Source organism: Streptomyces sp. NPDC002776, from assembly GCF_053592195.1.
Window position 1 is genome coordinate 231,757 of the sequence record NZ_JBSFVG010000007.1, and the last position, 24,855, is coordinate 256,611.

Below are 24,855 nucleotides of genomic sequence, written 5' to 3' on the forward strand. Positions count from 1 at the left end.
CTCGGGGAGTCACGGGTGGATCAGGGCGCCCACGGGGCCGCGAGGTCCCAGCTGCTGTCGGCCGTCAGGGTCTGCGGACGGTCGAAGACGTCACCGCCGCCGTTGCCGGAGGCGATGTACACCTGCGAGTCGTGATGCCGCAGGAACGAGCCGGGGATGTTGATCGACTCGAAGGTGACCCCCGTCCCGCCGATCCCCGGGCGGGCGCAGAAGGTGGCGTCCTGGCGGAACAGCGCCGAGCCGTCGTCGGGCGAGTTGCGCACCCGGCTGCCGGCGTGCCGCAGGAACTGACCCGGGTAGTTCACCGACTCGAAGGAGTAGCAGGAGGAGTCGGCGAGCCCGCGCCGCACGGTGTACGTCGCGTCCTGCTTGAGCAGCGCGCTGCTGCCCGCGTCGACGATGTCGGTGCGGGCGAGGCTGTCGGCGTGCCGCAGGAAGCGGTTGGTGTGCCCCCAGGTGGTCACCCGCAACGACCGCCGCACATCGGTGGGCAGCAGTACGGAGCTGCGCCACAGGGCCGGGTCGCCGGTGTTCCAGGTGGCGTCGGCGGCGAAGGAAGCAGGCGTGTCCCAGGCGTTGGGGCCGCCGCTGCGGGCGAGATACACATTGTCCGCGTAGTGCCTCAGGTAGTGGCCGGGGTGGTTGAGCGACTCGAAGGACGTGCCGCCCGCGGCGAGGCCGGCCCGGCTGCACCAGGTGGCGTCCGCGGCGAACGGGCCGCCGGTGTCCGCGTCGATGCGGACCCGACTGTCGGCGTGGCGCAGATAGCGGCCGGGCTGGTTGACCGCCTCGAAGGAGTAGCAGCGCGGATCGGCCAGTCCGGGGACCGTGCGGAAGGAGGCGTCCTGGCGGGCGCCGTCACCGGAGGTGCTGCTGATCACATCCGTGCGGACAAGGGAGTTGGCGTGCCGCAGGTAGCGGTCGGTGAAGCCCGGCGTGGTCACCTTGAAGGAGCGGACGTGCCCGAGGGTGAGGGCGACCGGGGCGTTGAGGTTGCGTGAGGCGCGGATGAGCGCGCCGTGGGCCGCGCGCAGCTGGTTGGTGTCGACCTTCTGCACGCGCCGGTCGTAGGTGAACAGTCCGTTGTACTCGCCCTCGACGTCGGTGATCTCGGTGTAGACGTACGCCGACAGGCCCTTGGTGGTCATCAGCTGCTGTGCGTCACGGACCATGCCGGTGTAGCGGTCGTTCAGCTGCTCGCGGCTGGAGACCTGCTCGTAGGCGAAGAACTGGCCGTTCGGGCTGTACTCGTGACCGGGTGTGCGCAGCCCGATGCCGCCGAACTCGCCGAGCACGGAGATCCGGGTGGCCGACGGGCGTGGGGCGTCCGGGCCGGTGTAGGCGTGCCAGTCGATGATGTCACCGGTGCCGGGGTCGCCCCTGGAGGCACAGCAGTTGAAGCCGCTGTGCGGGTTCATCAGCCGGGTCGGGTCGTAGTTCTCCAGGTCGGTGGTGACGCGACGGGTGGCGGCGAGGTCCCACTCGCCCCAGCCCTCGTTGAACGGGACGTAGGTGACCATGGCGGGGGAGAAGCGGTGCTCGTCGATGATCTCGCGGGCCTCGGTCTCGAACTGCGCGATCTGTGCCGGGGTGCGGCTTTGGTCGGACGCGGGTGTGGAGGGGATGTCCTGCCACACCAACAGCCCGAGCCGGTCGGCGTGGTAGTACCAGCGTGGGGGCTCGACCTTGATGTGCTTGCGCACCATGTTGAAGCCCAGGTCCTTGTGCTTCTGCACGTCGAAGGCGAGGGCAGCGTCAGTGGGCGCGGTGTAGAGGCCGTCCGGCCAGAACCCCTGGTCCAGGGTGCCGATCTGGAAGACGAACTCTCCGTTCAGGGTGGGGCGCATGACCCCGTTGAGCATCTTCTTGCCGACCTCGCGCATGCCGAAGTAGCTGGTAACCCGGTCGACCGGGTTGCCGGCGGCATCGCGCAGGGTGACCCGCAGGTCGTACAGGAAGGGGTCGTCGGGCGACCAGCGGCGAGCGTCGGGCACGGGGACGGAGAACTCGGTGAAGCCGCCGGTCGAGCTGCCCACCACCTGGGAGCCCGACATCGCCTCGGCCAGGACGGTGTGGCCGCCGACGTTGCCCCGGGTGAAGACGCGGACCCGCGCGGTGTTGTCCGAGAGGTTCGGCACGATGTCGACGGAGTAGATCGAGGAGGCGGGAGTGGGTTCCATCCACACCGTCTGCCAGATGCCGGAGGAGGGGGTGTAGAAGATGCCGCCGGGGTTGTTCACCTGCTTGCCGACCGGCTGCTTCTCACCTCGTCCGTCGGTCGGGTCGTAGACGCGGACGATCAGTTCGTTCGTGCCGCCGCTCAACTGCGGGGTGATGTCGACCTCGAAGCGGTCGTATCCGCCCTTGTGGGTGGTGACCTGGGTGCCGTTGACCCAGACCGTGGCCTCGTGGTCGACGGCCCCGAAGTGCAGTTGCACCCGCTGGCCGGCCCAGCTCTGCGGGACGGTGAAGGTGCGCTTGTAGAACATCAGGTCCCGGTTGTCGTTGCGCATGATGCCGGACAGCGCCGACTCCACCGGATAGGGCACGAGGATGCGTTCGGGCAGGGTCTGGCCGACCGGCGGAGCGGCGTTGCGGTTGACGTTGCCCGAGCTGTCGGTCGGCGGGTTGAGGAACTGCCACTCCCCGTTGAGGGACTGCCAGTCCGGTCTGGTCATCTGCGGCCGGGGATAGTCCGGCAGGGGATTGGTGGTGGACACCTGACCGGTCCACGGGGTGCTCAGCGGCGGTGTCTTGAGGGTGACGGCGGCGGTGGCGGTGGTGGTGCCGGAGACGAGTAAGCCTCCGGTCATCGCCAACAGGGCCGCCAGGCAGGCGATGATGCGGCGCATCGAACTCCTCCAGGGCAGACGGGCACGGGGAGTCCCGCTGCCGCGCGGCCGACGGCACGAGCAGCGTGCGGGAGTCCGTGCGGGGGTGAGCGAAGGCGGAGGTGAAGGGCCCCGCCCGGGGGTTCCGGTGGCGGGAGGTGGCCTCCTGCCACCGGAACCGTTTTTTGTGCGCTGTCGGTCAGGGCTTCTCGTCGGCGTGGAGGCCGCCCACCTCCTCGGCTGTCAGTGCCTTGTCGAAGGCGTGGACCTCGTCGACCGCCCCGTTCCAGAAGTCGACCTGGGAGCCGTCCCAGTGGGCCCGGCCCACGGTCAGCGGGCCGGTGCTCGGATACGCGGTGCCGCCGGTGCCGGTCGCCGCGAGCGCGCCGTCGACGTACAGCCGGATCTCGTTGTCGTCGGCGTCGCGGACGCCGACGAGGTGGTACCAGCGGCCCGTCTCCACGGCAGCGGGCACCTGGGCGCGGCGTTCGCCGGGCGTGCTGAAGGCGAAGGTGCCGTGCCCGTACTGGAGGTAGAAGGAGTTGGCCGTGGCGCGGGAGTCCTGGCTGACGGCGGTGGCGTAGTTGCCGGGGAGCTGGTCGAGCCGGACCCAGGCCGCCACGGAGTAGCTGCCGGCGGTGTCGAGCACCGGTCCGGCGGTCGCCGCGTACTGCTTCTGGCCGTCGAACTTCAGCGCGCTGCCGCTGACACCGGGGGTCCAGGAGGCACCCTCGCGCAGGGTGAGGGGTCGGTCGGCGGGGCCCTGGTCCTGGGCGGTGGTGCCGGCGTTCTCATCCAGGCTCCAGTGCCCGCCGCCCGTCAGCGGCTTCTGCGAGCCCGCGGCGGCTCCGGCGGCGATCACCTTGCGGTTGATGTCCCGCACCTGGGCCGGGTCCACCTTGATCTCGCGACGGTCGTAGGTGTAGAGGCCGTTGAGTTCGTTCTCCAGGTCGGTGATCTGGGTGTACACCGATCCGGACAGCTCCGCGCCGGCCTGCGCGAGATAGAACCGCTCGGTGTTCTCGACGTACTTGCGGGTCAGCTCCTCCTTGGTGGTGACACCGCTGTAGATCACGGTCGGGGCGCCGGGCCACATGTGTCCCGGGGTGCGCAGGGTGAAGCCGCCGTGCTCGCCGTCCATGGCGGCCCGGGTCCCGTCGGGGAAGGCGGGATCGGTGTTGTTGTAGTCGTGGTGGTCGATGATGTCGCCCTTGCCCGAATCACCCTTGGAGTTGCAGCAGTTGACCCCGCTGTGGGCGTTCACGACACGGGACGGGTCGGCGGCCTTCACGGACTCCGCGATGCGGCCGGTCTCCTCGCGACTCCACTCGCCCCAGCCCTCGTTGAAGACGATCCAGCCGATGACGGACGGTGCGTCGTGGTGCTGCCGCATCATCTCCCGGCCCTGGTCCACGAAGGCCTTCTGACCCGTCTCGTCGGTGATGTTGCCGGAGACGAAGTCCTGCCAGACCAGCAGCCCGAGCCTGTCGGCGTGGTAGAACCAGCGGTCCGGCTCCACCTTGATGTGTTTGCGGACGGCGTTGAAGCCGAGCTTCTTGTGCGCCTTGAGGTCGAAGGCGAGGGCCTCGTCGCTGGGCGCGGTGTACAGACCGTCCGGCCAGAAGCCCTGGTCCAGGGTGGCCAGGGAGAAGACCGGCTTGCCGTTGAGAACGAGCTTGTTGAAGCCGCCGACCTTCTCGATGCCGACCTCGCGCATGCCGAAGTAGCTGTCGACCGTGTCGGTGGACCTGCCGTCGGTGAGCTTGACGTCGAGGTCGTAGAGGTAGGGGTCGTCCGGGCTCCACAGATGCTGCTCGGCCACGGGCAGGGTGAGTTGCTCGTTCGCCGGTCCGCTGACCCGGCCGACGACCGTGCCGCGGGCGTCGCGGGCCACGGCCTCCACGCGGGCGGCGGGGGAGGCGCCGTCGGCGTCGACCGTCACGGCGAGGGTGCCCGTGTCGATGTCGGGGGTGGTGACGATGTCGTCGATGGACGCGGGCGCGACGGGCTCCATCCAGACGGTCTGCCAGATGCCGGACGTCTGGGTGTAGAAGATGCCGCTGGGGTGCGTGGACTGCTTGCCCATGGGCTGGTTCGCGCCGCCCGTGTCGGTGACGGCGACGACGATCTCCTGGGGGCCGGTGCCCTTCAGCGCGTCGGTGATGTCGGCGCTGAAGGCCGTGTAGCCGCCGGTGTGTTCGGCGACCTCGGAGCCGTTGACGTACACGCGGGCGCGGTAGTCCACGGCGCCGAAGTGGAGCTTGAGCCGGTTGGCGCGGCTGTCGGTGCCCACCTTCCAGTCCCTGGGGACGTCGACGAGCCTGCGGTAGAACATGTGGTCCTCGTGCCGCTCCAGGCCCGACAGCTGGGACTCGACGGGGAACGGCACGATGATCTTCTCGTCGAGGCTCTTGCCGAAGACCGGCTCCTCGCCCTCCTCGGCGGCGCTGAACTGCCAGGGCCCGTTGAGGTTCTTCCACGCGGACCGCACCTGCTGCGGGCGCGGGTACTCGGGCAGCGGGTGCTGCTTGTCGAGTTTGTCGCCCCACGGTGTGGTGAGCCGGTGGGCGGAGGCGTTCTCGGCGTAGCGGATGACCTTCGGCACGCTCTCGCCGCCGACCGTCAGGCCGCCCTGGCCGTCGTAGGAGACCCGGACCAGCTGGTTCTTCTGGATCGGCTTGGTGAGCGTGACCAGCAGGGAGGTGTCGTCGCCCGGGTAGGGCGCGACCGACCCGATGGGCATGGCGGTGGTGTCCGCCTCGATCTCGAGGTGATCCCCGATCGCCTGGAGCCCGCCCACGCGGCCGTCGAAGCGCAGGCGCAGCCGCTTGCCGTCAGCGGCGACGGAGGGCTCCACCGGGTAGACCTCGAAGCCGGCCGGCGGGGTGAACGCCGACATCGGCACGATCTGTCTGGGCAGGGTCGGTGTCGACCAGCGCAGATACATGTTGGCTCCGCCGGTGTCCTGGAACATCTCCAGGCGGAAGTCGTGCGGTTCACCGGCGGTCAGCCGTACGGGGGCGCTGGTCTGTTCGCGGTCCCAGTCGCCCACCCAGTGGTCGATGACGGGCTCGTCGTCGATGTAGAGGCGGAAGCCGTTGTCGCCGATGGCGTGGAAGGTGTAGTCGCCGGTGGCGGGCGCTGTTATGTGTCCCGTCCAGCGTGCGGTGGTGTGTTCGGTCTGCCCGGTCAACTCCTCGAAGGTACTGGTGAGTCCGGAGAAGTTGATCTGGGGGTCGAGGAGGGCGCCGCCCAGTTCGGCGAAGTCGCGGGCGCCGGGCGCCGACATGCTGAAGTACTCGCCCTTCAGGCCGTGCGTCTGGACGGCGGTCCGTTCGGCCGGGGGTGCCGACACACTGCTCGGCTGCTCCGCGGCCGTCGCGGTGGGCAGCAGGCCCACCGGCGTCAGGGTCAGGGCGGCCGTCGCGAGCAGCGCCCACCATCTGGCTCGGGTACGGGTACGGGTGCGGTGTGGTGTCATCGAACCTTTCCTCGTGCAGAGGCCGTGACCGGTCGGGGGCGCCGGAGCGGGCCTTTTCAACGTTGGAAATGGGTGACAGCGGTATGACAGCACGGCCTCTCACAGCTGTCCAGACCTCTCGCACCCCTGGGTTGACTTACCGTCACAAGCCCCGGCGCCGGGTCGTCACCCCCTGGCCCGGCCGATGTCGTCGGCGCGGGAGACGAAGCGGGCGGTGCGGTCCGTCACCCGGTGGAGGAAGGCGCCGGCGTCGTCGTGCACTTGGAAGAACTCGTTGCCGGCGTCGTAGCGTCCGGTACCGCACGCCGGTCGCGCCGTCGGCGCCGAAGACGGGACGACCGGTGGCCGCGTGGGCACTTGCCGCCGAAGTGATCCGGTCGCGTGGTGAGCCCCCGGCGAACGCGACCGCCTCGGAACGGATTTGCGGCACAAACTCCTCGGCCACCGTGTACGGCTCGTCCTCTGCCGCGGTCGCCCAGGCACTGGCCCCGCCCGCGCCGCCATTGCTCCGCGCCGGACCGGTCGTCGTACGCCCGCCAGGGTCCTCGTCCGCCCCACGGGTGCATCCGGAACGTCGCCCGACCACCAACTCGACCGGTCCGGGACGGACTTGGCACATCGACACCGCTTGGCCACGACGGTGTGGCGGAGACCGAGTGGTCCGGCTCAGCGTCGCTCGCCGACCTCCTTCACCGACGTCGGCCCCAACTGCCTGGCGCTCGCGTACTCCGGCATCGTCATGGGCTTGTCGAACAGGAAGAAGGACTGGTTCGTGCCGACGGTGAACTCCATGTACGCACCCGTCGTGGCGTCGAAGCCGTAGTAGGCGTTGCACGTGGAGCCCGAGGAGTACGTGCCGTCCATGCCGGGCTGCGGGAGGACCGCGATGCCGTCGGAGGAGGACTCCACACGCTCGGTGGGGGTGAGCATCTTGCAGCGGGGCACCGGGAGGCCCTTCATGATGAAGTACCCGTACTCGCCTTTGGCGTTCTGAATGTAGACGTACGAGAGTTTGCCCCGTTTGCCCCACGTCTTGATCCACTGGTTGATCGCTTCGCGGGTGGGGGAGTACTCCATGCGGCCCGCCGGCTGCTGGGCCACCAGGTGGTCGTAGTTCTCCTGCTTGGCCTTGTTCTCCTTGTCCTGGCTGGAGTCGCCGGTACAGGAGGTGAGGGCGAGGCCCACGGCGAGCGCGACGACGCCGAGCAGGACCGTGTGCACGAGCATCTTCATCCCTTGCCGTCCTCTTCCCGGAGTGGTGGGGATCAGTGGGCGCATGTCGTACGCTCCGCGTCGGCGTCCAGCCGGTACGGCAGCTCCTGGTCGCGGAAGGGCGCGCGGTGCTCCTGAGCGGCCTTGGCGTTGTAGTCGTTGACGGACTCGATCCGAGTGGCCTTGAGCGCGGTGATCGACTGATCGATCTGCGTCGCCCGTGCCTCCGAGGCGGTCTCCCGCTCCTCGAGGAGCGCCTGCATCGTTCCTTCGGCGTTCTGTACGGCCGCGCACAGATCGAAGAACGTCTCGTAGGTGGTCCGGCGGAACTCCCCGGACGCCACCGTGTTCTCGCGCTCGTCCACCTCCCCCCGGAAGGGTGCGGTGATCCACGCCGCGCCGCCGAAGGCGAACGCCCCGATCACGTACAGCACGGCGAGGCCGATGACCCCGCTGACGGCCCATGCGCCGACATGAGCCCCCTCGCGTAACTGCCCCATGGCTCCCCTTTCACCGGTGGCCCCGTGGCGTGGAACCACCACTTGCGAAGGAGGACACGGCGGCCGGGGGATCGGTTCCGGGGGCGGCTTCTCCGTCGCGGGCGCCAGGCACTGGCCAGCCCTGTGCGGTCGGTGCCCGGGGAAAACCCTTCGAGGACACCACGCCTGACCTGCCACCCTGGTGCGATGCTGCTCAAGCTGACCGGTTCCAGCTGTCCGGGCAAGACCACGCTCGCTTACTCCGTAGGTGAGCGGCTGGGGCGGCTTGCCGTGCACGACTTCGACGAATGCGGCGTCACCACAGGCGCCGATCGCCGGTGGCGCCACCGCATGACCGAGATGTGGGTGCGCCGTGCGCTGGAGTACCAGGATCGCGGAGTCGACCTCCTGCTGACCGGGCAGTCCCCGCTGGGAGAGGTCCTGGCCACCCCCTCCGCTCCCTTGCTGGACGGAATCGCGGTGTGCCTGGTCGACGTGTCCGACGAACTCCGGTGCAGCAGGCTCACCATGCGCGACGCGGGCCGGTGGGACACTTCGGCGGTTGGCGCCTTCCTCCGCTGGGCCGCCTGGCACCGCGAGCATGCCAGGGATCCCCGGCACCGACCCGAGGTCATCATCGACGACAGCTGGTCCCGTATGGCCTGGCACCGTTGGGCCGGGTGGAAGGCCGACGACTGGCGATGGCGCACCCACTTGCTGGACACCACAGACCAGCCCGTCGCGGAATCCGTGGATCAGGTTGAGCGGTGGGTGACCGAACAGCGCGACGCGCTCCGAGCCGGCCGTCTCCCCCTGTCGCGGGGCTGGGCAGGACCGACAGGTGCCCATACCGACCACAAGTCGTGATCGACTTTCACAACAGGCCGTAACCGCAAGGCCGTTGTCAGTCCCAGTACCCGGCCCTACGCCCTACGTCGCGCTCCGGGCCCCGGCTTCGCGGAGACCTCGCGGGGCGACAGCGCGGCATGCTCCTCGGCGCACTCGACGACGACGCGGACCGGGGCCCCGCAGCCGGCGTGGCGCAGGTCGAGGACGGGTCCCTGGGGATCCGGGGCGTAGGTCTCGCCCCACTGGCGCAGCGCGACGAGGACGGGCCACAGGTCCCAGCCCTTGCGGGTCAGCCGGTACTCGTAGCGGGAGCGGCTGCCCGGCTCGCGGTAGGGGACGGTCGTCAGGATGCCGGCCGCGGTCAGCTTGCGCAGCCGGTCGCTCAGGACCGCCTCGGACAGGCCGATATGGCGCCGGAAGTCGTCGAACCGGCGGACGCCGTTGGCGGCGTCCCGCAGGATCAGCAGCGTCCACTTCTCGCCGACCAGGTCGAGGGTGCACTGGACGGGACAATTCTCGGTACTGACGTCAAGCCACTCCATGCCCCCATGCTAGCGCTGGCTTCACCTTTGACAGCCAGGTGGCACCCCGCTAGCTTCATCGAACGAAGTCAGCGGAGAGGATGCCGGGGCATGGGACGCACACGCACGTACGAGTGGGAGGACCCCTCGATCACCGCAGCCGCGGTGGGGCACGCCTCCGGGCTGGACCTGCTGCGGGAGATGCTCGCGGGCCGACTGCCCGCGCCGCCCATCGCGGGGACCCTCGACTTCACCCTCGACGAGGTGGACGAGGGCCGGGCGGTGTTCTCGATGACACCGGGCGAGGAGCACTACAACCCGATCGGCAGCGTGCACGGCGGTGTCTACGCCACCCTGCTCGACTCGGCGGCGGGCTGCGCCGTGCAGTCCACGCTGCCGCCGGGCATGGGCTACACCTCGCTCGATCTGACCGTGAAGTTCCTGAAGCGGATCACGGTGGACACGGGGCGGGTCCGGGCCATCGGCACGATCGTCAGCCGAGGCCGGCAGACCGCGCTCGCGGAGGCCAGGCTCATCGACACCAAGGACCGCCTGCTGGCCCACGCCACGAGCAGCTGCATGCTCTTCCCGGTGCCTCCCCCGGCGGCCTGAGGCCACTGTCGCGCCCGGGGGCGGCGCCGACGGCGTCGACACTGCGGAGGGTTCGCGATGAGTGAGCCGCTCAGGCCTGCCGACCCGTCCCGGATCGCCGGGTTCCGGCTGCTGCGGCGGCTCGGCGCGGGCGGTATGGGCGTGGTCCATCCGGGACGCGCCGACGACGGCACGCCCGCGGCGGTCTACGTGATCCGGGGCGAGAGCGCGGGCGACCCCGCGTTCCGGGCCCGGTTCGCACGCGAGACGCAGCCGGCACGGCGAGTGGCCAACCGCTGGGTGGTGCCGGTGCTCGGCGCGGACGCGGAGGCGGCCGAGCCATGGCTGGCGACCGCGTTCCTCCCGGTTCCCTCGCTGGTCGGGGCGGTCGCCGAGCACGGCCCGCTGCCCTCCGCGACGGTGCGCTCGCTCGGCAGGCTGCTGGCCGAGGCGCTGACGGAGTCGCGGAAACCGGGATGCCGCGCGAGGCGGTGCTCCGGTAGCGTGCGGGACATGTCGAGTCCTGAGTCAGACGAGTCGGGGGCTTACGGTCACGCCGTCAGCCCCCTGAACCACTGAACTCCTGACCGTCCCACCGCCGTTGCGCGGCGGGACGAGTGTGCTCCGGGGGCCGACCGCGGTGACGAGACGACCCTCTCCTCTCCTCACCTCGGAGCCACTCGATGCCTCTCCCGCTGTATCTGCTCGCCCTGGCCGTCTTCGCCATGGGGACCTCGGAGTTCATGCTCGCCGGTCTCGTACCGGACATCGCCGCGGATCTCGACGTCACCGTCGCAGCGGCGGGCACGCTCACCTCCGCCTACGCGATCGGCATGATCGTCGGCGCCCCCCTCGTGGCCGCGTCCGCCCGCAACTGGCCCAGGCGCTCAAGCCTCCTCGGGTTCGTCCTCGCCTTCGCGGCGGCGCACGCCGTGGGTGCCTGCACCACCAGTTTCGCGGTCCTGTTCACCGCCCGGGCCGTCGCCGCGATCGCCAACGCGGGGTTCCTCGCCGTCGCCCTGACGGCCGCCGCCTCACTGGTCCCACCGGACAGGAAGGGGCGCGCGCTGGCTGTGCTGCTGTCCGGCACGACGGTGGCGACCATCGCCGGGGTGCCCGGCGGGTCGGTCCTCGGCACGCTGCTCGACTGGCGGGCCACCTTCTGGGCGGTTGCCGTGCTGTGCCTGCCCGCGGCGCTCGGCGTGTACCGGGGAATCCCGGCGGGGCGACCGGAGGAAGCGTGCACGGACGCGCCTGCCTTGCGAGCCGAACTCGCCCAACTCACCAGCCCGCGGCTGCTCTTGGCGATGCTGCTCGGCGCACTGGTGAACGCGGCCACGTTCGCGAGCTTCACCTTCCTCGCACCCGTGGTGACCGACACCGCAGGGCTGAGCGAGCTGTGGATCTCCGTCGTACTGGTCCTGTTCGGTGCCGGTGCCTTCGTCGGGGTCTTTGTCGCCGGCCGCCTCTCCGACCGGCGTCCCGGCCTGGTGATCACAGCCGGCGGCCCGCTGCTGCTCATCGGCTGGCCCGCCCTGGCACTGCTGGCCCACGAACCGGTGGCCCTGTGCACCCTCGTCCTCGTCCAGGGCGCGCTCTCCTTCGCCCTGGGCAGCACGCTGATCACGCGGGTCCTCTACGAGGCCGCAGCGGCCCCCACCATGGCAGGCGCGTACGCGACGGCAGCGCTCAACGTCGGCGCCGCCGCGGGCCCTCTCATCGCCGCGGCCACCCTGGGCAGCACGGCGGGGAACGCCGGACCGCTGTGGGCGAGCGGCGTCCTCGTCGCGGTCACCCTGTTCATTGCGTTGCCCTTGCGCGGCATGGTCACGCCGGACCGAAGCGCTGACCTGGCCCGGTGACGCCCGCCCTCCACACCGCGGCGGCGGACGTTGTGCCGGAGGGGAGGTGGGGCGCAGGCTGGTGCGGTCGGCAAGGACGTGGCAATCAGCCCGCCGAGCGTCGGCCCAGGACGTGGGCGACCAGGAGGCCGGCCAGCAGCCCCCATGCCAGTGCGCTGCGGCCCATATGGGTCCAGCCCAGTCCGCCCACGACCACAGCGGTCAGCGAGCCGCCGGCCCAGGCCGCCTTGTCCGAGACCCAGGCCCACTCCCGTCGCGCGCTGCCGGGTTGCCGTATCTCCAGCACCGCGGCTCGGACGACCAGGGCGGCGACGATGATCGCCACGGTCGTCACCGAAGCCGAAGGATCCACAAGCCGCCTCTTCCCGCTTCAGCGTTCCGTGGATGAACTGTATTGGTAGATGTCGGGGATGCCGTCGTGGTTGTCGTCGCGGGTCTCCTCCTCGTACAGCCGGCGGTAGATCCGGTTGCGCCGCTTGACCAGGATCGCGGCGAGCGCCGCGGCGGTCAGCGAGCCGACGAGGACGGCGGCCTTGGCGGCTTCCGCGGTCGCCGGGTCGGTGAAGGCGAGGTCGCCGATCAGGAGGGCGACGGTGAAGCCGATCCCGGCCAGCGCCGACAGCGCGAAGACATCGGCCCAGGCCAGGTCCGGGTTGAGCCGGGCGCGGGTGAAGCGGGCGGCGAGGTAGGTACCGACGAAGATGCCGACGGTCTTGCCGACGACGAGCCCCAGGACGACGCCGAGCGGTTCCGGCTCGGTGAACACCTCACCCAGTGAGGCCACGGAGACGCTGACACCGGCGGCGAAGAGCGCGAAGAGGGGGACCGCCACCCCCGCCGACACAGGGTGCAGCAGGTGGGAGGTGCGTTCGCCGGGGGAGAGGTCCTCGTCCTTGTCGCGGGTGGTACGCAGGATGAGGCCCATGGCCACGCCGGCGACGGTGGCGTGGATGCCGCCGTTGTACATCAGCGCCCAGATCGCGATCCCGAGCGGGGCGTACCACCACCATCCGCGGACGCGGAAGCGCTGGAGCAGATAGAAGACGAGGAGGCCCGCGAACGCTCCGCCCAGAGCCAGGAAGTTGAGATCGCTGGTGAAGAAGACGGCGATGACGAGGATGCCGCCGAGATCGTCGACGACGGCCAGGGTCAGCAGGAAGGCGCGGAGCGCGGCCGGCAGGTGGGTGCTGAGCACCGCGAGCACGGCCAGGGCGAAGGCGATGTCGGTGGCCATGGGCACCGCCCAGCCGTCCGCACTGCCGCCTCCCGCCGAGGCGGTGGCGGCGTACACCGCGGCGGGGACGATCATGCCGGAGAGGGCGGCGATGACCGGCAGGGCGGCGGTGGCCGGGGTGCGGAGCTCGCCGACGACCAGTTCCCGTTTGAGTTCTATCCCGGCGATGAGGAAGAAGAGGGTGAGCAGACCGTCCGCGGTCCAGTGCCCGACCGAGAGGTCCAGGCCGAGGGCCGGTATCCCGAAGTGGACATCGTCGCGGAGGTATTCGTAGGCGTCGGACCAGGGGCTGTTCGCCCACACCAGCGCCACCACGGCCGACACCAGCAGCACCAGCCCGCCGACGGTCTCCGTCCTCAGGGCCCGGGTGATGGCCATGCTCTCGGGCAGCGGCAGCAGACCGAGGAAGGGGGAACGCTCGCGCGGCGTGGCAGCCATGAAGAAGCCTCCGGGGATCGGCATGAGGGCATACGAGCCCCTGACGCCGACCAGACTTCCCGGCACACCGCGCGTCGGCGGGATGCCCTCGAGAAGGGCTGTCGCTGACGCGTTCCTTACACCCTAACCGGCGACCTCCTGTGCCGCTAGAGGCCATTTCACCTGCGGAAATGCCCCGCTGGGCACGACGAGCGGGCCCGTCCACACCAAGGCGCCAGGTGTGTACGGGCCCGCTCGGGAGCCGGGCCGCGGGGGCGGTCAGACGGTGGTCTTCGCCGACTCCTGGTCTTCCTCGTCATCGCCCGCACCGGCATTGCGGGCACGGACGAACTCCAGGAAGGAGCTGAGCTCGCGCTTGACGACCGGGGCGAGCAGGTACAGGCCGATGATGTTGATGACGGCGAGCATGAAGAGCACCGCGTCGGCCAGGTCGATCAGCGTCTGCAGGGTGAGCAGCGAGCCCGCCACCGCGAAGAGGGTGTAGAGCGACTTGTACGTCACCTCGCTGGCCTTGCTGCGACCGAAGAGGTACGTCCACGCCTTGAGGCCGTAGTAGCCCCAGGTGAGCACCGTGGAGATGGCGAACAGCAGGACGGCCACGGTCAGGACGTACGGGAACCAGGGCAGCACGGTCTCGAAGGCGTCGGAGGTGATGGTGACGCCGCCGATGCCTTCCTCGCCGCCGCGGTAGCTGGCCGGGTTCGCGATGATGATGGTCAGCGCGGTCATGGTGCAGATGATGACCGTGTCGATGAACGGCTCGAGCAGGGCGACCAGGCCCTCGCTGGCGGGGTGCTTGGTCTTCACCGCGGCGTGGGCGATCGGGGCGGAGCCGAGACCTGCCTCGTTGGAGAACGCGGCGCGCTTGAAGCCGACGATCAGGGCGCCGATGATGCCGCCCGCGACGCCTTCGGGGTTGAACGCGCCCTCGATGATGGCGGAGATGGCGGAGGGCAGCTCGGTCACGTGGACGACGATGACGACGAGGCAGGCCGTGATGTAGATGATCGCCATGGCCGGGACCAGACGGCTGGTGACGGAGGCGATGGAGCGGATGCCGCCGAGCAGCACGATGCCGACCAGGGCGGCGACCAGGATGCCGAAGAAGAGCGCGCCGGCCGAGGAGCCGAGGGCGCCGTCCTCGCCGCCGGCGACGGAGACGAGGAGGGTGTAGCTCTGGTTGACCTGGAAGAGGTTGCCGCCGAAGAGGCCGAAGAAGAGGATCATGACGGAGGCGAGGATCGCCAGTAGCTTGCCGAGCTTGGCGCCGTTGCTGCCGAAGCGCTCCGTCAGGCCCTTGGGCAGGTAGTGCATCGGGCCGCCGGAGACGGTGCCGTCCTCGTGCACCTCGCGGTACTTCACGCCGAGGGTGACCTCGACGAACTTGGTGGCCATGCCGAGCAGGCCGCACACGATCATCCAGAAGGTGGCGCCCGGGCCGCCGATGGTGACGGCGACGGCGACACCGGCGATGTTGCCGAGTCCGACGGTGCCGGAGACGGCGGCGGTCAGCGCCTGGAAGTGGTTGACCTCACCCGCGGACCCCTTCTCGTCGTACTTGCCGCGCACGGTCTGCACGGCGAGCTTGAAGTGCTTCAGCTGTATGAAGCCGAACCAGGTGGTGAAGACGAGACCCGCGACCACGAGCCAGGCCACGATCAGGGGAAGGTCGGTGCCTCCTACGGGGACCGTGTAGAAGACGACCTCTCCGAGCCAAGTGGCTATGGGTTCGAAGAATCCGCTGACTGCCTCGTCGACGGACGTGGTGATGGAATCGAGTGACACGATGGCTACCTCGGTGGCGCGGACCGGTCCAGCAGGCTGGACCGGAAGGAAGAGCGGTCTTTGGGCGAACGCCGTTGTCCGGTCGGCGGCCGGGGTGACGTGTTCGGGGACTCGAACGTCATAGCCCTGGCCTGGGGAGTTGCGTCGTTCTATCACAGCCTTTACGGGTTCTTTAGTGATGCAGGTCACTTAGGCTGTGATTGCGAGCGAAAACACCAGCGAGCGAGGCCAGACCGTTATACGGGACGCGATGTCCGTTCATCGGACACTTATCGTCTCCGGCACCGGTCGGGGCGGGCACGGACTCTCGGTCCGTGCCCGCCCCGGGCGTGTGCCTGTGCGACCGGCTGTCAGCCGCCTACGTACCAGCTGAACCCGCCGTTGTTGGCCGCGACGATCAGGAGCACGATCCAGAGGACCACGTCGACTATGCCGAGGATGATGCCGGCCTTCGCCATCCCCGCGCCGTTCTTGACCGCTGCCTGACGCCGGGCCACGGCACCGAAGATGATGGCCAAGGGGCCCAGGATGATGTTCAGGATGAACAGCCCGACGACGCCGCAGCACAGGCTCGCGATCGCCAGACCGTTGGTGCGTGAGCCAGCGGACGCGGCCGAGGAACTGCCGTAACTCGCCATTAGACACTCCCGGTTGTCGGTTGCACGGACCGATCGGGCCGCACACTCCCTACTGTTTGGCTGCTTTCCCGAATGCCCCTTCGACGCGGTGTCATGTCTGAAATCTCGTGCCTCAGCCGAAGTCAGGGAACGGCCGCGGGGCCTCCGGCATCAGCCGGAGGCCCCGCGGCTCGTGATCGTTTGCCCGCGCTAGGCGGCCTGGGTCAGTTCCGCGCGGCCGAACAACAGGGCGTATCCGGCGGGGAGTTGGTCCAGGATGCGGGTGAGCAGGTCGTGGCCGGCCAGGGCCGCGACGGCGGTGAGGACGGAGCCCGTGTCCCAGCGGGTGGTGGCCAGGCCGGCGCCGTTACGGGCGGCGAGGTCCTTCACGAAGGCCCAGCCGGTCAGCGGCTGGGTGTCGGGGATCTGGGCGGTGAGGACGCGCGCGGCTTCGACGGGGAGGCAGGCGGCCAGTTCCACGCGTTCGTCACCCGTCAGCTGACGTCCCAGCCCCGCGAGGACCAGGCGGACGGCCTCCTCGGCACGCTCGCGGGTGGGATAGGCGCCTTCGTAGCGGACCTTCTCCAGCATCTGCTCGTATGCCGTCCCGTAAGGCTGCTGAAGCGGTGCGCGCCGGTCGGACATCTGCGGTCGTTGCCTTTCTGTCTACGGGGTGGTGGTGCCGGTCCCTGGCCGGGGCCGGGGCCGGGGCCGGGGGTGTGGGTGTGGGTGTGGGTGTGGGTGCTGGGGTCACGTGGGCTCAGGGCGGCCGAAGAGCAGGTCGTAGCCCGCGGGGAGCTGGAGCAGGATCTGCTCGAGCAGGTCGTCGCCGGCCGCGTCGGCGACCGTGCTGAGGACGGCACCGACGTCCCAGGCGGCGGTCTGGGCGGTGGCCCCCTCGATCCAGGCCGCCGTCGCCCGTACGAACCGTTCCGGGGACAGGGGCTCGGCGCTCTGGAGGGGGTTGAGCAGGATCAGCGCGAAGTCCTCCGGCAGCCGTGCCGCCAACTGGGATCGCACCTCGCCCACCAGGTGTGCGCCCAGCAGGGCGAGGATCACCCTCGCCGCACGCTGGGCCTCCTGCCGGTTCTCGTACTCGCCGCGTTCCTTGACCCGGTCGAGGAACGCATCCATGTGCAGGGTCACGTCAGCCGCCGCCCTTCTTCGAGCCCGAGGGGTGCGGAGGACGGGTGGAGGGGGAGATCAGATACCCGTCCTCCGCGCGCTGATCGGCGTGGGTCGCCGCGTTCAGCCGGAGATCTCCTTGCGGGAGGATTCCCCGCTGATGGTGATCTTGCGGGGCTTGGCGCGCTCGGCGATCGGGATGTGAAGGGTGAGCACCCCGGCGTCGTAGTCGGCCGCGATGCGCTCGGTGTCCAGGGTGTCGGCCAGCACGATCTGGCGGGAGAAGGCACCCAGCGGTCGCTCGGAGAGTTCCACCTGCACGTCGTCGCCCTTGGCCACGGGCCGCCGCTCGGCCCGGACGGTCAGCATGTTCCGCTCGACGTCGATGTCGATCGCGTCCGGGCTGACGCCGGGGAGGTCGAAGGCCACGACGTACTCGTCACCGTCGCGGTACGCGTCCATCGGCATCGCGGACGGCCGCGACCAGGTGCCCGGCCCCATCAGCTGCTGGGCCAGCCGGTCGAGCTCACGGAAGGGGTCAGTGCGCATCAACATCGCGAAACACCTCCAGGAAGGTCAGGGGCAGTACCTGCCAATGCGCTTCACTGAAACCGTTGTAACATGTCATCTGATGGATGACAAACCCGATGTCGTCAAAAGGATGACAGCCCGGAAGGAGGTGCCCATGACCACAGCCGACCACTCGGCCGTCTCCCGCACCGACGCCCAGAGCCCGGCGTCGTTTCTCGCCGCCGCGGCGGCGCTGGAAGCCATCGACAAGGCCCTTGCCGACGCCCGGCACGAGGAGCCCGGCGCGGCCGCCGCCGAGGACGCGGACCCCGAGCAGGCCCTGGCCTCTCTCCTGCTGCTGCGGCAGGTGCGCGAGCAGCTCGCCGGATGGGAGACCGGTCTGATCGAAACCGCCCGGCAGGCAGGTGCCAGCTGGGCCGACCTGGCCCACCCCCTCGGTGTCGCGAGCCGTCAGGCAGCCGAACGCCGCTATCTGCGCAACCGGCCCGGCCCCGCCGGAACCACCGGCGAACAGCGCGTCCAGGCCACCCGCGAACGTCGCGCCGCCGACCGCACCCTCGCCGCCTGGGCTCGCCACAACGCCGCCGACCTGCGTCGCGTCGCCGGTCAGATCAGCGCCCTCACCGACCTGCCCAGGGCCGCCCGCCGTCCGCTCAGCCAACTCGACGCGGCCCTCGCCCAGGACGATCCCGCGGCTCTCCTGCGCCCCCTGAACGCCGCCCGCCCGCATCTGACGGACGCCCACCCCGACCTCGCGGCCCGAGTGGACACCCTCACCGACTCCGCCACGGCCGCGGCCGACGGTTCGCGGTAGCGCGGGGCGGGTGAGGGCTCCTGGTCGCGCGACGGGACCTCAGTAGGTGAGCGCGTCCTCGGCCGTGCTGAAGAGGCTGGTGACCTGGCCGTCGTTGACCGTGACGGGACCGCCGTCGATCGCCACGGTCGACGGGCTCTCGGCCGCACTGAGAGCGACCTCCACCTTGTCCGCGCTCTTGCCGCCCGCGGTGTCGGCGCGCGCGAACAGGATCCCGGCGTAGGCGCTCTCACCGGCCTTCAGCATCCGGTCCTTGACCTCCGGCCCCGCGTGCTCGGCTGATCCGTCCAGCCCCGGAATCGTGATCACCAGCTCGTTGGCCGCCAGCAGGCACGGGTCGCCGCTCGTGTTGGTCGCGGTCAGCAGCGCGTGGTTCACCGGACTGGACGCGACGGTGACCTTGTAGCCGAAGTCCTTGGTCTCGCACATGCCCACCCCTCCGTCCTGGTCGTCCTCGGCGCCGGGCTCCGAGGGCGCGGTGCTGCCGGCGGAGGCGCCGCTGTCGCCCTCACTCGGGCCGGCCGTCGAGGGGGTGTCGGCGCCCTGGCTCGTACCCGAAGGGGACGGGCTCGTCGCGGTGCTCGGGGCGGCCGCGTCCTTGTCCCCGTCGCCGTTGCAGGCGGTCAGGGTCAGGACGCCGAGGGAGAGAACGGCGAGTGCGGCGGCGGTACGGCGTGAACGAGCGGTGTGAGCCATGAGAGGTCCCCCGGGGAGTCGCGATGTTCCGGTGATCGTGCCGCATGGCGGCGAGGTTGCCGCCCCCGCGAACCGACAAAGGTCCGACTGCGGACACGTTCGTGACACTGTGACAGCGGCCATGGGTGCAGCAGACCCGTGAACTCCAGGCTCACGTGACCCACATCACATCCGGTTCCTGTCAGCAATCGAGGCTCTGTCCCGCTCAACCCTCGAAGGCAAGCGATCCGACAGGAGCCACTCATGAAGCACCGCATCGTCGTCCTCGGCGCCGGTTACGCCGGGGCCTTCGTGGCCGGGAACCTGGCCCGCCGACTGTCCCCGGCGGACACCGAGATCACCGTGGTCAACGCCGAGCCGGACTTCGTCCAACGGCTGCGGATGCACCAGCTCGCGGCCGGCCACGAAGTCGAGGCCCCGAAGCTCGCCGACATCTTCGCGGGCACGGGAATCGCGCTGCGCCTGGCCCGGGTCACGTCCGTCGACCCCGAGCACCAGGTCGTCGCCGTGGCCGACGCCACCGGAGGCGGCGAACTCGGCTACGACACCTTGGTCTGCACGCTCGGCAGCCATGTCGCCGACCAAGGCGTCCCCGGCGTGACCGAGCACGCCTTCAACGTCGCCGCCCGGCCCTCGGCACTGCGCCTGCGCGAGCGTTTGGACCGCCTGGACCAGCGAGGCGAAGGCGGAAGTGTGCTGGTCGTCGGCGAGGGACTGACCGGCATCGAGACCGCCACCGAGATCGCCGAAGCCCGGCCCCGCCTGTTGGTGACGCTCATCGCGCGCGGTGCACTGGGCGCCCCGCTCTCCACCGGAGCCCGCGGCCACCTGCGCCGGGCCTGCGACCGGCTGGGCATCACCGTCCTGGAGCACACCACCGTCGAAGCCGTCGAAGCGACACGCGTGCTGTGCGCCGACGGCACCGTCCTGGCGTCCGACGCGACCGTGTGGACGGCCGGGTTCGCGGTCGACCCCATCGCCGCCGCCAGTGGTCTCGAGGTCACCGAAGGAGGCCGGATCGTCGTCGACGGCACCATGCGCTCGGTCTCGCACCCGAGCGTCTACGCCGCCGGTGACAGCGTCCACGCCATCGGCGACAACGGCCGGCCGCTGCCGATGTCCTGCGCCTCGGCCGGATACACCAGCAAGCAGGTCATCGAGGCGATCGTGGGGAACCTGACCGGCCGCAAGATCGCGCACGTCAAGCTGGCCTACGTGGGCAACCACATCAGCCTCGGGCGGCGCGACGGCATCCTGCAGATGGTCGACGCCGAAGGCCGGGCGAAACGGAAGTACATGGGCGGCCGGAAAGCCGCGCGCATCAAGTCCGCCATCCTCAACGGCTCGTTGTGGGCCACCGCGCACCCGACCTTCTGCCTGCCCAAGCGCAAGCACCGCCTGGTCGCGACGCCGGATGCGGCCGCCGCGAAGACCACCGCCCCATAAGGTGATCAGCGTGGACAGCGCCGCCACCGATCGCTTCGACACCAGTCGCTTCGAGGCCAGCCGCAACCGGCTGGCCTCCTTGGCCTACCGTCTCCTCGGCTCGGCCACCGATGCCGAGGACGCGGTGCAGGACGCGTTCCTGCACTGGCAGGCCGCCGACCGGCACCGCATCAAGGTGCCGGAAGCCTGGCTGACCAAGGTCGTCACGAACCTGTGCCTCGACCGGCTCCGCTCGGCGCAGGTCCGCCGCGAACGCACCGTCGGCGCCTGGCTTCCCGAACCGCTCCTCGACGGCGACCCGATGCTCGGACCGGCCGCCACCTTCGAGCAGCGCGAGTCGGTCTCCCTGGCCGTGCTGACGGTCATGGAGCGCCTGTCGCCCGTGGAGCGGGCCGTGTACGTCCTGCGCGAGGCGTTCTCCTACGGCCACGCCGAGATCGCCGACATCCTCGAAATCACCGAGTCCGCGAGCCAGCAGCACCTGCACCGGGCCCGGCGCCGTATCACCGCCGCGCGCCGCGGCGGCGAGGTCGACGCGGCGGCCGCCCGCCGGATCGTCGAGGAGTTCCTCGCCGCTGCCTCCTCGGGCCGCACCGAGCGGCTGGTGGCGCTGCTCACGGACGACGCCATCGCGGTCTCCGACGGCGCCGGCGGCACGGCCGCGAAGCTGCTGCGGTTCGACACTCCGCAGCGCATCGCCGCCGTCGTACGGGCCGGACTCAAGCCCACACCGGCCAAGCGGCGCCTGATCGGCGGCACGCCCGCCCTCCACTACGCGGTCGTCAACGGCGCCCCCGCCCTCCTCTTCGTGCTCGGCGACCGGGTCATCGGCTCCGCGATGTTCGACATCGCCGACGGCAAGATCGCGACGGTACGCGGGATCGCCGCCCCCGCCCGCCTCGTCCGTCTCACCGAAGCCTGGCGTCAGCGCGAACCGGACGCACCCCTCATCGCCCAGTGGTGACCGAAAGGCGCATTCACCGTATAGGGTGAGGAAGTTGGACGCATGCGAAGGCGAACGGCAGCATGGCCCGGCGGCGGCCAACCGGACGCCACGTCTTCGGTGCTCAACGCGCCTCATTTCAGGAGTACTTGGTGTTCAACGGATTTCGCTCGTTCCTCCTGCGCGGCAATGTGGTCGACCTGGCGGTCGGCATCGTGATCGGTGCGGCGTTCACCGCCGTCGTCACCGGTTTCGTCACCGCGTTCCTCACGCCGCTGATCGGCGTGGCGACCGGAGCGGTGGGCGACTTCAGCAAGCAGACGTTCACCGTCGGCGAGACCACCTTCCCCTACGGCGCCTTCCTGAACGCCCTGATCAGCTTCCTACTGGTCGCCGCCGTCATCTACTTCGCGGTCGTGGTGCCCGTGGGCCGCCTCCAGGCGCGCTTCAACCCGGTCAAGGACCAGCCCGTGGCCAAGGCCGACTGCCCGGACTGTCTCAGCATCGTGCCCGCGGCGGCGACCCGGTGCGCCTTCTGCACCTCCGACCTGGCCGGCCGCCCCGGATTCCCCGCCCAGGCGACGGCGTCCCTGCACTGACCGGACCCCGACGAAGCGATTCCTCCAAGTTCAGGTCAGCTGCCGCTTCTCACGCGCAGGGCGAGGCCGCAGGTCTCGGAACTCGTCGCGCCGTCCTGTCCCGTCAGCTCCACGACGGCCTGGCCCTCGGCGTCCTGGCTGTAGGCGATCGTGCAGATCAGTTGGGCCAGAGCGGTGCTGTCGAGGCTGTCCAGGGCCAGCGGTACGCGAGCCGTCACCCGGTTCTGGGGGAGAGCCTCGATCTCGACGCTCCCGCCACGGGCGGCCGGGGGAAGGGCGGTTCCCAGACCGGCGGCCCGGTCCTCCTTCCGCGGCCCGCTGAGCAGCGCGGCGACGACCTTCTCCGCCGCCACCGGTCCGGCCGGTTCGCCGGAGCCTTCTCCCCCGTATCGGCCCTCGGCTCCCTCACCCACGTATTGGCCGCTGAACTCGTCCGAGGGCCCGGTCGTACGGATCACCGGGCGCAGTCCTCCGTCGGCGGAGCGGAAGAAGAGCACCATGTCGTAGTCGCGGTCGAGGAACGCCTGGAAGCTGGCGGGACCGCCCGCCTCGATGACGTCGGTCTCCTGGATGCCGCAGGCCCCGAGCAGCGGCAGGGCCATGGCGAGTACGGCTGCCGCCGCACGTCGGCGCCTGCGCGCACTCCTCATGTCCCGGTCCCCTCGGCGTGCAGCGGCAGTTCGACGGTGAAGACGGCACCGCCCCCCGGAAGGTTCCCCGCGCGGATCGTTCCGCCGTGCAGCTTCACGTTCTCCAGGGTGATCGCCAGTCCCAGGCCGCTGCCGGCCGAGCGGGTGCGGGCCGCGTCGGCCTTGTAGAAGCGGTCGAAGATGTGGGGGAGCGCCTCGGGCCGGATGCCGGGTCCGCTGTCGGCGACCTCGGTGATCAGCACGGGCGGCCCCTCGGGGCGGGCCGCGGTGCGCAGGCCGACGGTGACGGGTGCGGCGCCGTGCCGCAGGGCGTTGCCGACGAGGTTGGCGATCACGAGGTCGAAGCGGCGCGGATCGAGCCGGGCCCGGATGGCGCCGGGCAGGTCGGCGCGGATCCTGTCGTCGGTCCAGTGCCTGCTCTGCAGGGTCTTGCGGATGGCCTCGGCGACGTCGACCTCGTCGGTGTTCAGTTCGGCGGCGCGTGCGTCGAAGCGGGAGATCTCCATCAGGTCCTCGACGAGCACGGCGAGCTTTCCGGTCTCCGCGCTGACCAGCCGGACCGCCCGGGCGGTGTCGGCGTCGAGGCGGTCCGCCTCCTCGTCGAGCACCTCGGTGACGGCGAGCATGCCGGCGAGGGGGGTGCGCAGTTCGTGCGAGACGTCGGAGGCGAAGCGGCGGGCGCGTTCCCCGGTCTCGCGCAGTTCCCGCACCGAGCGCTCCAGTTGGGCCGCCGACTCGTTGAAGGTGTGTGCCAGGTCCGCCAGTTCGTCGCTGCCGCGCACCCGGATCCGGGTGTCGAGTCTGCCGCTTCCCATGTTCCGGGCCGCGTGGCGCAGTTCCCGCACCGGGCGCAGCACGCTGCGGGAGGCGATCAGGCCCGGTATCAGCGCGATGGCGAGGCCCGGCAGGGCGCCGTCCCGAGCGGCCATGAGGAGGGCGTCGACGTTGATCTGCTCCTCGTTCATCGGCATGACGGCGTACAGGACGAGTCCGCTGGGCAGCAGGCTGTCCGGGCTCGTCTTGAAGACCATGGGCATGGCGATGGTCAGGTAGGGGACGCCGTCCTTGACGACCCGCTCGAAGCTGCCATGGGGGTTGGCCAGTGCGGTGCGGCGCAGTTCGGTTGTGATGACGGTGGATTCGGGATTCTCGCCGGAGGAGGCGCGCAGCGACCCGTATTCGGCGAACACCACCCAGGGGTGCGGCTTGCCCTTGCGGGCGATGTCCCGCAGGACTTCCTCCAGGCTGTCCCCTCCCCGCAGGGGCAGGGCGAAGCTCGTCTGCTGCACCTGTTCCCGGAACGACGTGACCGCCGTGTCCTGGGCGGTCTCCAGCAGCGCGTTGCGGGCCTCGCGGTAGGTCAGCGCGGCGGTGGTGCCCGCGCTGACGGCGGCGACCAGCAGGAAGGCGAGCAGCAGCCGCGTCCGCAGCCCGAACGCCCGGATGCGGCGAGGGTCCTTGATCACAGCGGCCCGAAGCGGTAGCCGAAGCCGCGCAGGGTCTGGACGTAGCGCGGGCTGCCGACCTCGTCCTCGATCTTGCCGCGCAGGCGGGCGACGCAGGCGTCGACCAGCCGGGCGTCGGCGGAGAAGCTGTGCTCCCAGACGTGTTCCAGGAGTTGCTGCCTGCTGAAGACCTGCTCGGGGGCAGCCGACAGGTAGAGCAGGAGCTTGAGCTCCGAGGGCGCGAGCGCGAGCCGCCGGCCCGCTTTGGTGACGGTCAGTCCGCCCCGGTCGATGGTGAGTTCGCCGTACACCTCGATGGCCGGGCGGCCGGGGCTGTCGTCCAGGCGGCGCAGCACGGCACGGATGCGGGCCTCGATCACCTCGGGGCGGGCGGGCTTGACGATGTAGTCGTCGGCACCGGCTTCCAGGCCGATGACCACGTCGAAGTCGTCGCCGCGCGCGGTCAGCATGATGATCGGCAGTTGGCTGTGCTCGCGGACCTGCCGGCAGACCTGCACGCCGTTCATCCCGGGCAGCATCAGGTCCAGCAGCAGCAGGTCCGGGCGGAATTCGGCCAGCGCGACGAGACCGGACTCACCGGTCGCGGCCGCCCGTACCTCGTGGCCGCGGCGGCGCAGACCGATCTCGACCCCCTCGCGCACGGAAGGGTCGTCCTCGATGAGGAGCACGCGGGACATGAGTGGTT

Annotated in this window: 23 protein-coding genes and 2 pseudogenes; 8 read left to right on the forward strand and 17 right to left on the reverse strand. The window is 70.4% G+C overall.

The genetic code is table 11. The features are described from left to right. Window positions 1–20: 20 nt before the first annotated feature. The 5 genes and pseudogenes from ACWD11_RS17110 to ACWD11_RS17130 form a co-directional block, all read right to left on the reverse strand. Window positions 21–482: an AbfB domain-containing protein gene (locus ACWD11_RS17110; RefSeq protein WP_451283936.1), complete on the reverse strand. Its 462-nt coding sequence runs from the start codon at window positions 480–482 to the stop codon at window positions 21–23. A 36-nt stretch (window positions 483–518) separates the two neighbouring features. Then, window positions 519–2,852, reverse strand: a pseudogene (locus ACWD11_RS17115) (AbfB domain-containing protein); the annotation flags it as partial. Window positions 2,853–3,030: 178 nt separating this feature from the next. Beyond that, a complete protein-coding gene (locus ACWD11_RS17120; protein WP_451283780.1) occupies window positions 3,031–6,312 on the reverse strand; it encodes a LamG-like jellyroll fold domain-containing protein in 3,282 nt (1,093 codons plus the stop codon). Between the two features lie 666 nt (window positions 6,313–6,978). Beyond that, window positions 6,979–7,545 carry a hypothetical protein gene (locus ACWD11_RS17125; protein ID WP_451283782.1) on the reverse strand — a complete coding sequence of 189 codons (567 nt, stop codon included), beginning with the start codon at window positions 7,543–7,545 and terminating at the stop codon, window positions 6,979–6,981. Window positions 7,546–7,577: 32 nt separating this feature from the next. Continuing rightward, on the reverse strand, window positions 7,578–8,024 hold the full coding sequence (locus ACWD11_RS17130) for a hypothetical protein (RefSeq protein ID WP_451283784.1): 447 nt from the start codon (window positions 8,022–8,024) through the stop codon (window positions 7,578–7,580). A gap of 186 nt (window positions 8,025–8,210) precedes the next feature. On the opposite strand from ACWD11_RS17130, the gene ACWD11_RS17135 reads away from it, so the two are divergent. Then, on the forward strand, window positions 8,211–8,870 hold the full coding sequence (locus ACWD11_RS17135) for a hypothetical protein (RefSeq protein ID WP_451283785.1): 660 nt from the start codon (window positions 8,211–8,213) through the stop codon (window positions 8,868–8,870). A gap of 56 nt (window positions 8,871–8,926) precedes the next feature. Here ACWD11_RS17135 and ACWD11_RS17140 read toward each other — a convergent pair whose 3' ends face one another. Beyond that, complete coding sequence (locus ACWD11_RS17140) at window positions 8,927–9,394, reverse strand: winged helix-turn-helix transcriptional regulator (RefSeq protein WP_451283787.1); 468 nt, start codon at window positions 9,392–9,394, stop codon at window positions 8,927–8,929. A 90-nt stretch (window positions 9,395–9,484) separates the two neighbouring features. On the opposite strand from ACWD11_RS17140, the gene ACWD11_RS17145 reads away from it, so the two are divergent. The 3 genes and pseudogenes from ACWD11_RS17145 (at window position 9,485) to ACWD11_RS17155 (ending at window position 11,826) form a co-directional block, all read left to right on the forward strand. Next, complete coding sequence (locus tag ACWD11_RS17145) at window positions 9,485–9,985, forward strand: PaaI family thioesterase (RefSeq protein ID WP_451283789.1); 501 nt, start codon at window positions 9,485–9,487, stop codon at window positions 9,983–9,985. Window positions 9,986–10,042: 57 nt separating this feature from the next. Beyond that, window positions 10,043–10,441, forward strand: a pseudogene (locus tag ACWD11_RS17150) (bifunctional serine/threonine-protein kinase/ABC transporter substrate-binding protein); the annotation flags it as partial. Window positions 10,442–10,647: 206 nt separating this feature from the next. Next, window positions 10,648–11,826 carry a Cmx/CmrA family chloramphenicol efflux MFS transporter gene (locus tag ACWD11_RS17155; protein WP_451283791.1) on the forward strand — a complete coding sequence of 393 codons (1,179 nt, stop codon included), beginning with the start codon at window positions 10,648–10,650 and terminating at the stop codon, window positions 11,824–11,826. Window positions 11,827–11,911: 85 nt separating this feature from the next. On the opposite strand, the gene ACWD11_RS17160 is transcribed toward ACWD11_RS17155, so the two are convergent. The 7 genes from ACWD11_RS17160 to ACWD11_RS17190 all read right to left on the reverse strand — a co-directional run bounded on the left by ACWD11_RS17160 (window position 11,912) and on the right by ACWD11_RS17190 (window position 17,580). After that, entirely contained in the window at window positions 11,912–12,160 is a 249-nt protein-coding gene (locus tag ACWD11_RS17160) for a hypothetical protein (protein WP_451283793.1), read from the reverse strand. A 36-nt stretch (window positions 12,161–12,196) separates the two neighbouring features. Beyond that, the gene (nhaA, locus tag ACWD11_RS17165) at window positions 12,197–13,498 is read right to left on the reverse strand and encodes a Na+/H+ antiporter NhaA (protein ID WP_451283938.1); all 1,302 of its coding nucleotides are present in this window, start codon (window positions 13,496–13,498) and stop codon (window positions 12,197–12,199) included. A gap of 258 nt (window positions 13,499–13,756) precedes the next feature. Further along, window positions 13,757–15,283, reverse strand: a complete 1,527-nt coding sequence (locus tag ACWD11_RS17170; protein WP_451283795.1) for an alanine/glycine:cation symporter family protein — start codon at window positions 15,281–15,283, stop codon at window positions 13,757–13,759. Window positions 15,284–15,633: 350 nt separating this feature from the next. After that, window positions 15,634–15,921: a DUF4190 domain-containing protein gene (locus ACWD11_RS17175; protein WP_389417292.1), complete on the reverse strand. Its 288-nt coding sequence runs from the start codon at window positions 15,919–15,921 to the stop codon at window positions 15,634–15,636. A gap of 189 nt (window positions 15,922–16,110) precedes the next feature. Beyond that, the gene (locus ACWD11_RS17180) at window positions 16,111–16,545 is read right to left on the reverse strand and encodes a DUF2267 domain-containing protein (protein WP_451283797.1); all 435 of its coding nucleotides are present in this window, start codon (window positions 16,543–16,545) and stop codon (window positions 16,111–16,113) included. A 105-nt stretch (window positions 16,546–16,650) separates the two neighbouring features. Continuing rightward, on the reverse strand, window positions 16,651–17,046 hold the full coding sequence (locus tag ACWD11_RS17185) for a DUF2267 domain-containing protein (protein ID WP_389417294.1): 396 nt from the start codon (window positions 17,044–17,046) through the stop codon (window positions 16,651–16,653). Between the two features lie 102 nt (window positions 17,047–17,148). Beyond that, window positions 17,149–17,580, reverse strand: coding sequence for an Hsp20/alpha crystallin family protein (locus ACWD11_RS17190; RefSeq protein WP_451283799.1), 432 nt, complete (start codon window positions 17,578–17,580; stop codon window positions 17,149–17,151). Window positions 17,581–17,710: 130 nt separating this feature from the next. Here ACWD11_RS17190 and ACWD11_RS17195 point away from each other — a divergent pair, with 130 nt between their 5' ends. Continuing rightward, window positions 17,711–18,370, forward strand: a complete 660-nt coding sequence (locus ACWD11_RS17195) for a type III effector protein (protein WP_389417296.1) — start codon at window positions 17,711–17,713, stop codon at window positions 18,368–18,370. 39 nt (window positions 18,371–18,409) lie between these two features. On the opposite strand, the gene ACWD11_RS17200 is transcribed toward ACWD11_RS17195, so the two are convergent. Further along, window positions 18,410–19,066 carry a DUF4232 domain-containing protein gene (locus tag ACWD11_RS17200; RefSeq protein WP_451283801.1) on the reverse strand — a complete coding sequence of 219 codons (657 nt, stop codon included), beginning with the start codon at window positions 19,064–19,066 and terminating at the stop codon, window positions 18,410–18,412. Between the two features lie 243 nt (window positions 19,067–19,309). Between ACWD11_RS17200 and ACWD11_RS17205 the strand changes: the two genes are divergently transcribed. From ACWD11_RS17205 to mscL, 3 genes are all read left to right on the forward strand, one after another. Then, a complete protein-coding gene (locus tag ACWD11_RS17205; protein WP_389417298.1) occupies window positions 19,310–20,512 on the forward strand; it encodes an NAD(P)/FAD-dependent oxidoreductase in 1,203 nt (400 codons plus the stop codon). Window positions 20,513–20,522: 10 nt separating this feature from the next. After that, window positions 20,523–21,476, forward strand: a complete 954-nt coding sequence (locus ACWD11_RS17210; protein ID WP_451283804.1) for a sigma-70 family RNA polymerase sigma factor — start codon at window positions 20,523–20,525, stop codon at window positions 21,474–21,476. 131 nt (window positions 21,477–21,607) lie between these two features. Then, window positions 21,608–22,054, forward strand: coding sequence for a large conductance mechanosensitive channel protein MscL (mscL, locus tag ACWD11_RS17215; protein WP_451283806.1), 447 nt, complete (start codon window positions 21,608–21,610; stop codon window positions 22,052–22,054). A gap of 35 nt (window positions 22,055–22,089) precedes the next feature. Here the strand turns inward: mscL and ACWD11_RS17220 are convergent, their stop codons facing one another. The 3 genes from ACWD11_RS17220 to ACWD11_RS17230 are packed head-to-tail and all read right to left on the reverse strand — an operon-like array spanning window position 22,090 to window position 24,847. Beyond that, window positions 22,090–22,704, reverse strand: coding sequence for a hypothetical protein (locus ACWD11_RS17220; RefSeq protein WP_389417301.1), 615 nt, complete (start codon window positions 22,702–22,704; stop codon window positions 22,090–22,092). Beyond that, on the reverse strand, window positions 22,701–24,170 hold the full coding sequence (locus tag ACWD11_RS17225) for an ATP-binding protein (RefSeq protein WP_451283808.1): 1,470 nt from the start codon (window positions 24,168–24,170) through the stop codon (window positions 22,701–22,703). Before ACWD11_RS17225 ends, ACWD11_RS17220 begins: the two co-directional genes overlap by 4 nt. Further along, window positions 24,167–24,847 carry a response regulator gene (locus ACWD11_RS17230; RefSeq protein ID WP_389417303.1) on the reverse strand — a complete coding sequence of 227 codons (681 nt, stop codon included), beginning with the start codon at window positions 24,845–24,847 and terminating at the stop codon, window positions 24,167–24,169. Before ACWD11_RS17230 ends, ACWD11_RS17225 begins: the two co-directional genes overlap by 4 nt. Window positions 24,848–24,855 lie beyond the last annotated feature (8 nt).

Excerpts from the sequence above, each read along its gene's own strand:
- ACWD11_RS17230 (WP_389417303.1), bottom strand. The coding sequence starts at position 24,847 with ATGTCCCGCGTGCTCCTCATCGAGGACGACCCTTCCGTGCGCGAGGGG.
- ACWD11_RS17135 (WP_451283785.1), top strand. The coding sequence starts at position 8,211 with ATGCTGCTCAAGCTGACCGGTTCCAGCTGTCCGGGCAAGACCACGCTC.
- ACWD11_RS17175 (WP_389417292.1), bottom strand. The coding sequence starts at position 15,921 with ATGGCGAGTTACGGCAGTTCCTCGGCCGCGTCCGCTGGCTCACGCACC.
- ACWD11_RS17155 (WP_451283791.1), top strand. The coding sequence starts at position 10,648 with ATGCCTCTCCCGCTGTATCTGCTCGCCCTGGCCGTCTTCGCCATGGGG.
- ACWD11_RS17195 (WP_389417296.1), top strand. The coding sequence starts at position 17,711 with ATGACCACAGCCGACCACTCGGCCGTCTCCCGCACCGACGCCCAGAGC.
- ACWD11_RS17190 (WP_451283799.1), bottom strand. The coding sequence starts at position 17,580 with ATGTTGATGCGCACTGACCCCTTCCGTGAGCTCGACCGGCTGGCCCAG.
- ACWD11_RS17140 (WP_451283787.1), bottom strand. The coding sequence starts at position 9,394 with ATGGAGTGGCTTGACGTCAGTACCGAGAATTGTCCCGTCCAGTGCACC.
- ACWD11_RS17180 (WP_451283797.1), bottom strand. The coding sequence starts at position 16,545 with ATGTCCGACCGGCGCGCACCGCTTCAGCAGCCTTACGGGACGGCATAC.
- ACWD11_RS17120 (WP_451283780.1), bottom strand. The coding sequence starts at position 6,312 with ATGACACCACACCGCACCCGTACCCGTACCCGAGCCAGATGGTGGGCG.
- ACWD11_RS17130 (WP_451283784.1), bottom strand. The coding sequence starts at position 8,024 with ATGGGGCAGTTACGCGAGGGGGCTCATGTCGGCGCATGGGCCGTCAGC.
- ACWD11_RS17220 (WP_389417301.1), bottom strand. The coding sequence starts at position 22,704 with ATGAGGAGTGCGCGCAGGCGCCGACGTGCGGCGGCAGCCGTACTCGCC.
- ACWD11_RS17205 (WP_389417298.1), top strand. The coding sequence starts at position 19,310 with ATGAAGCACCGCATCGTCGTCCTCGGCGCCGGTTACGCCGGGGCCTTC.
- ACWD11_RS17200 (WP_451283801.1), bottom strand. The coding sequence starts at position 19,066 with ATGGCTCACACCGCTCGTTCACGCCGTACCGCCGCCGCACTCGCCGTT.
- nhaA (WP_451283938.1), bottom strand. The coding sequence starts at position 13,498 with ATGGCTGCCACGCCGCGCGAGCGTTCCCCCTTCCTCGGTCTGCTGCCG.
- ACWD11_RS17145 (WP_451283789.1), top strand. The coding sequence starts at position 9,485 with ATGGGACGCACACGCACGTACGAGTGGGAGGACCCCTCGATCACCGCA.
- ACWD11_RS17125 (WP_451283782.1), bottom strand. The coding sequence starts at position 7,545 with ATGAAGATGCTCGTGCACACGGTCCTGCTCGGCGTCGTCGCGCTCGCC.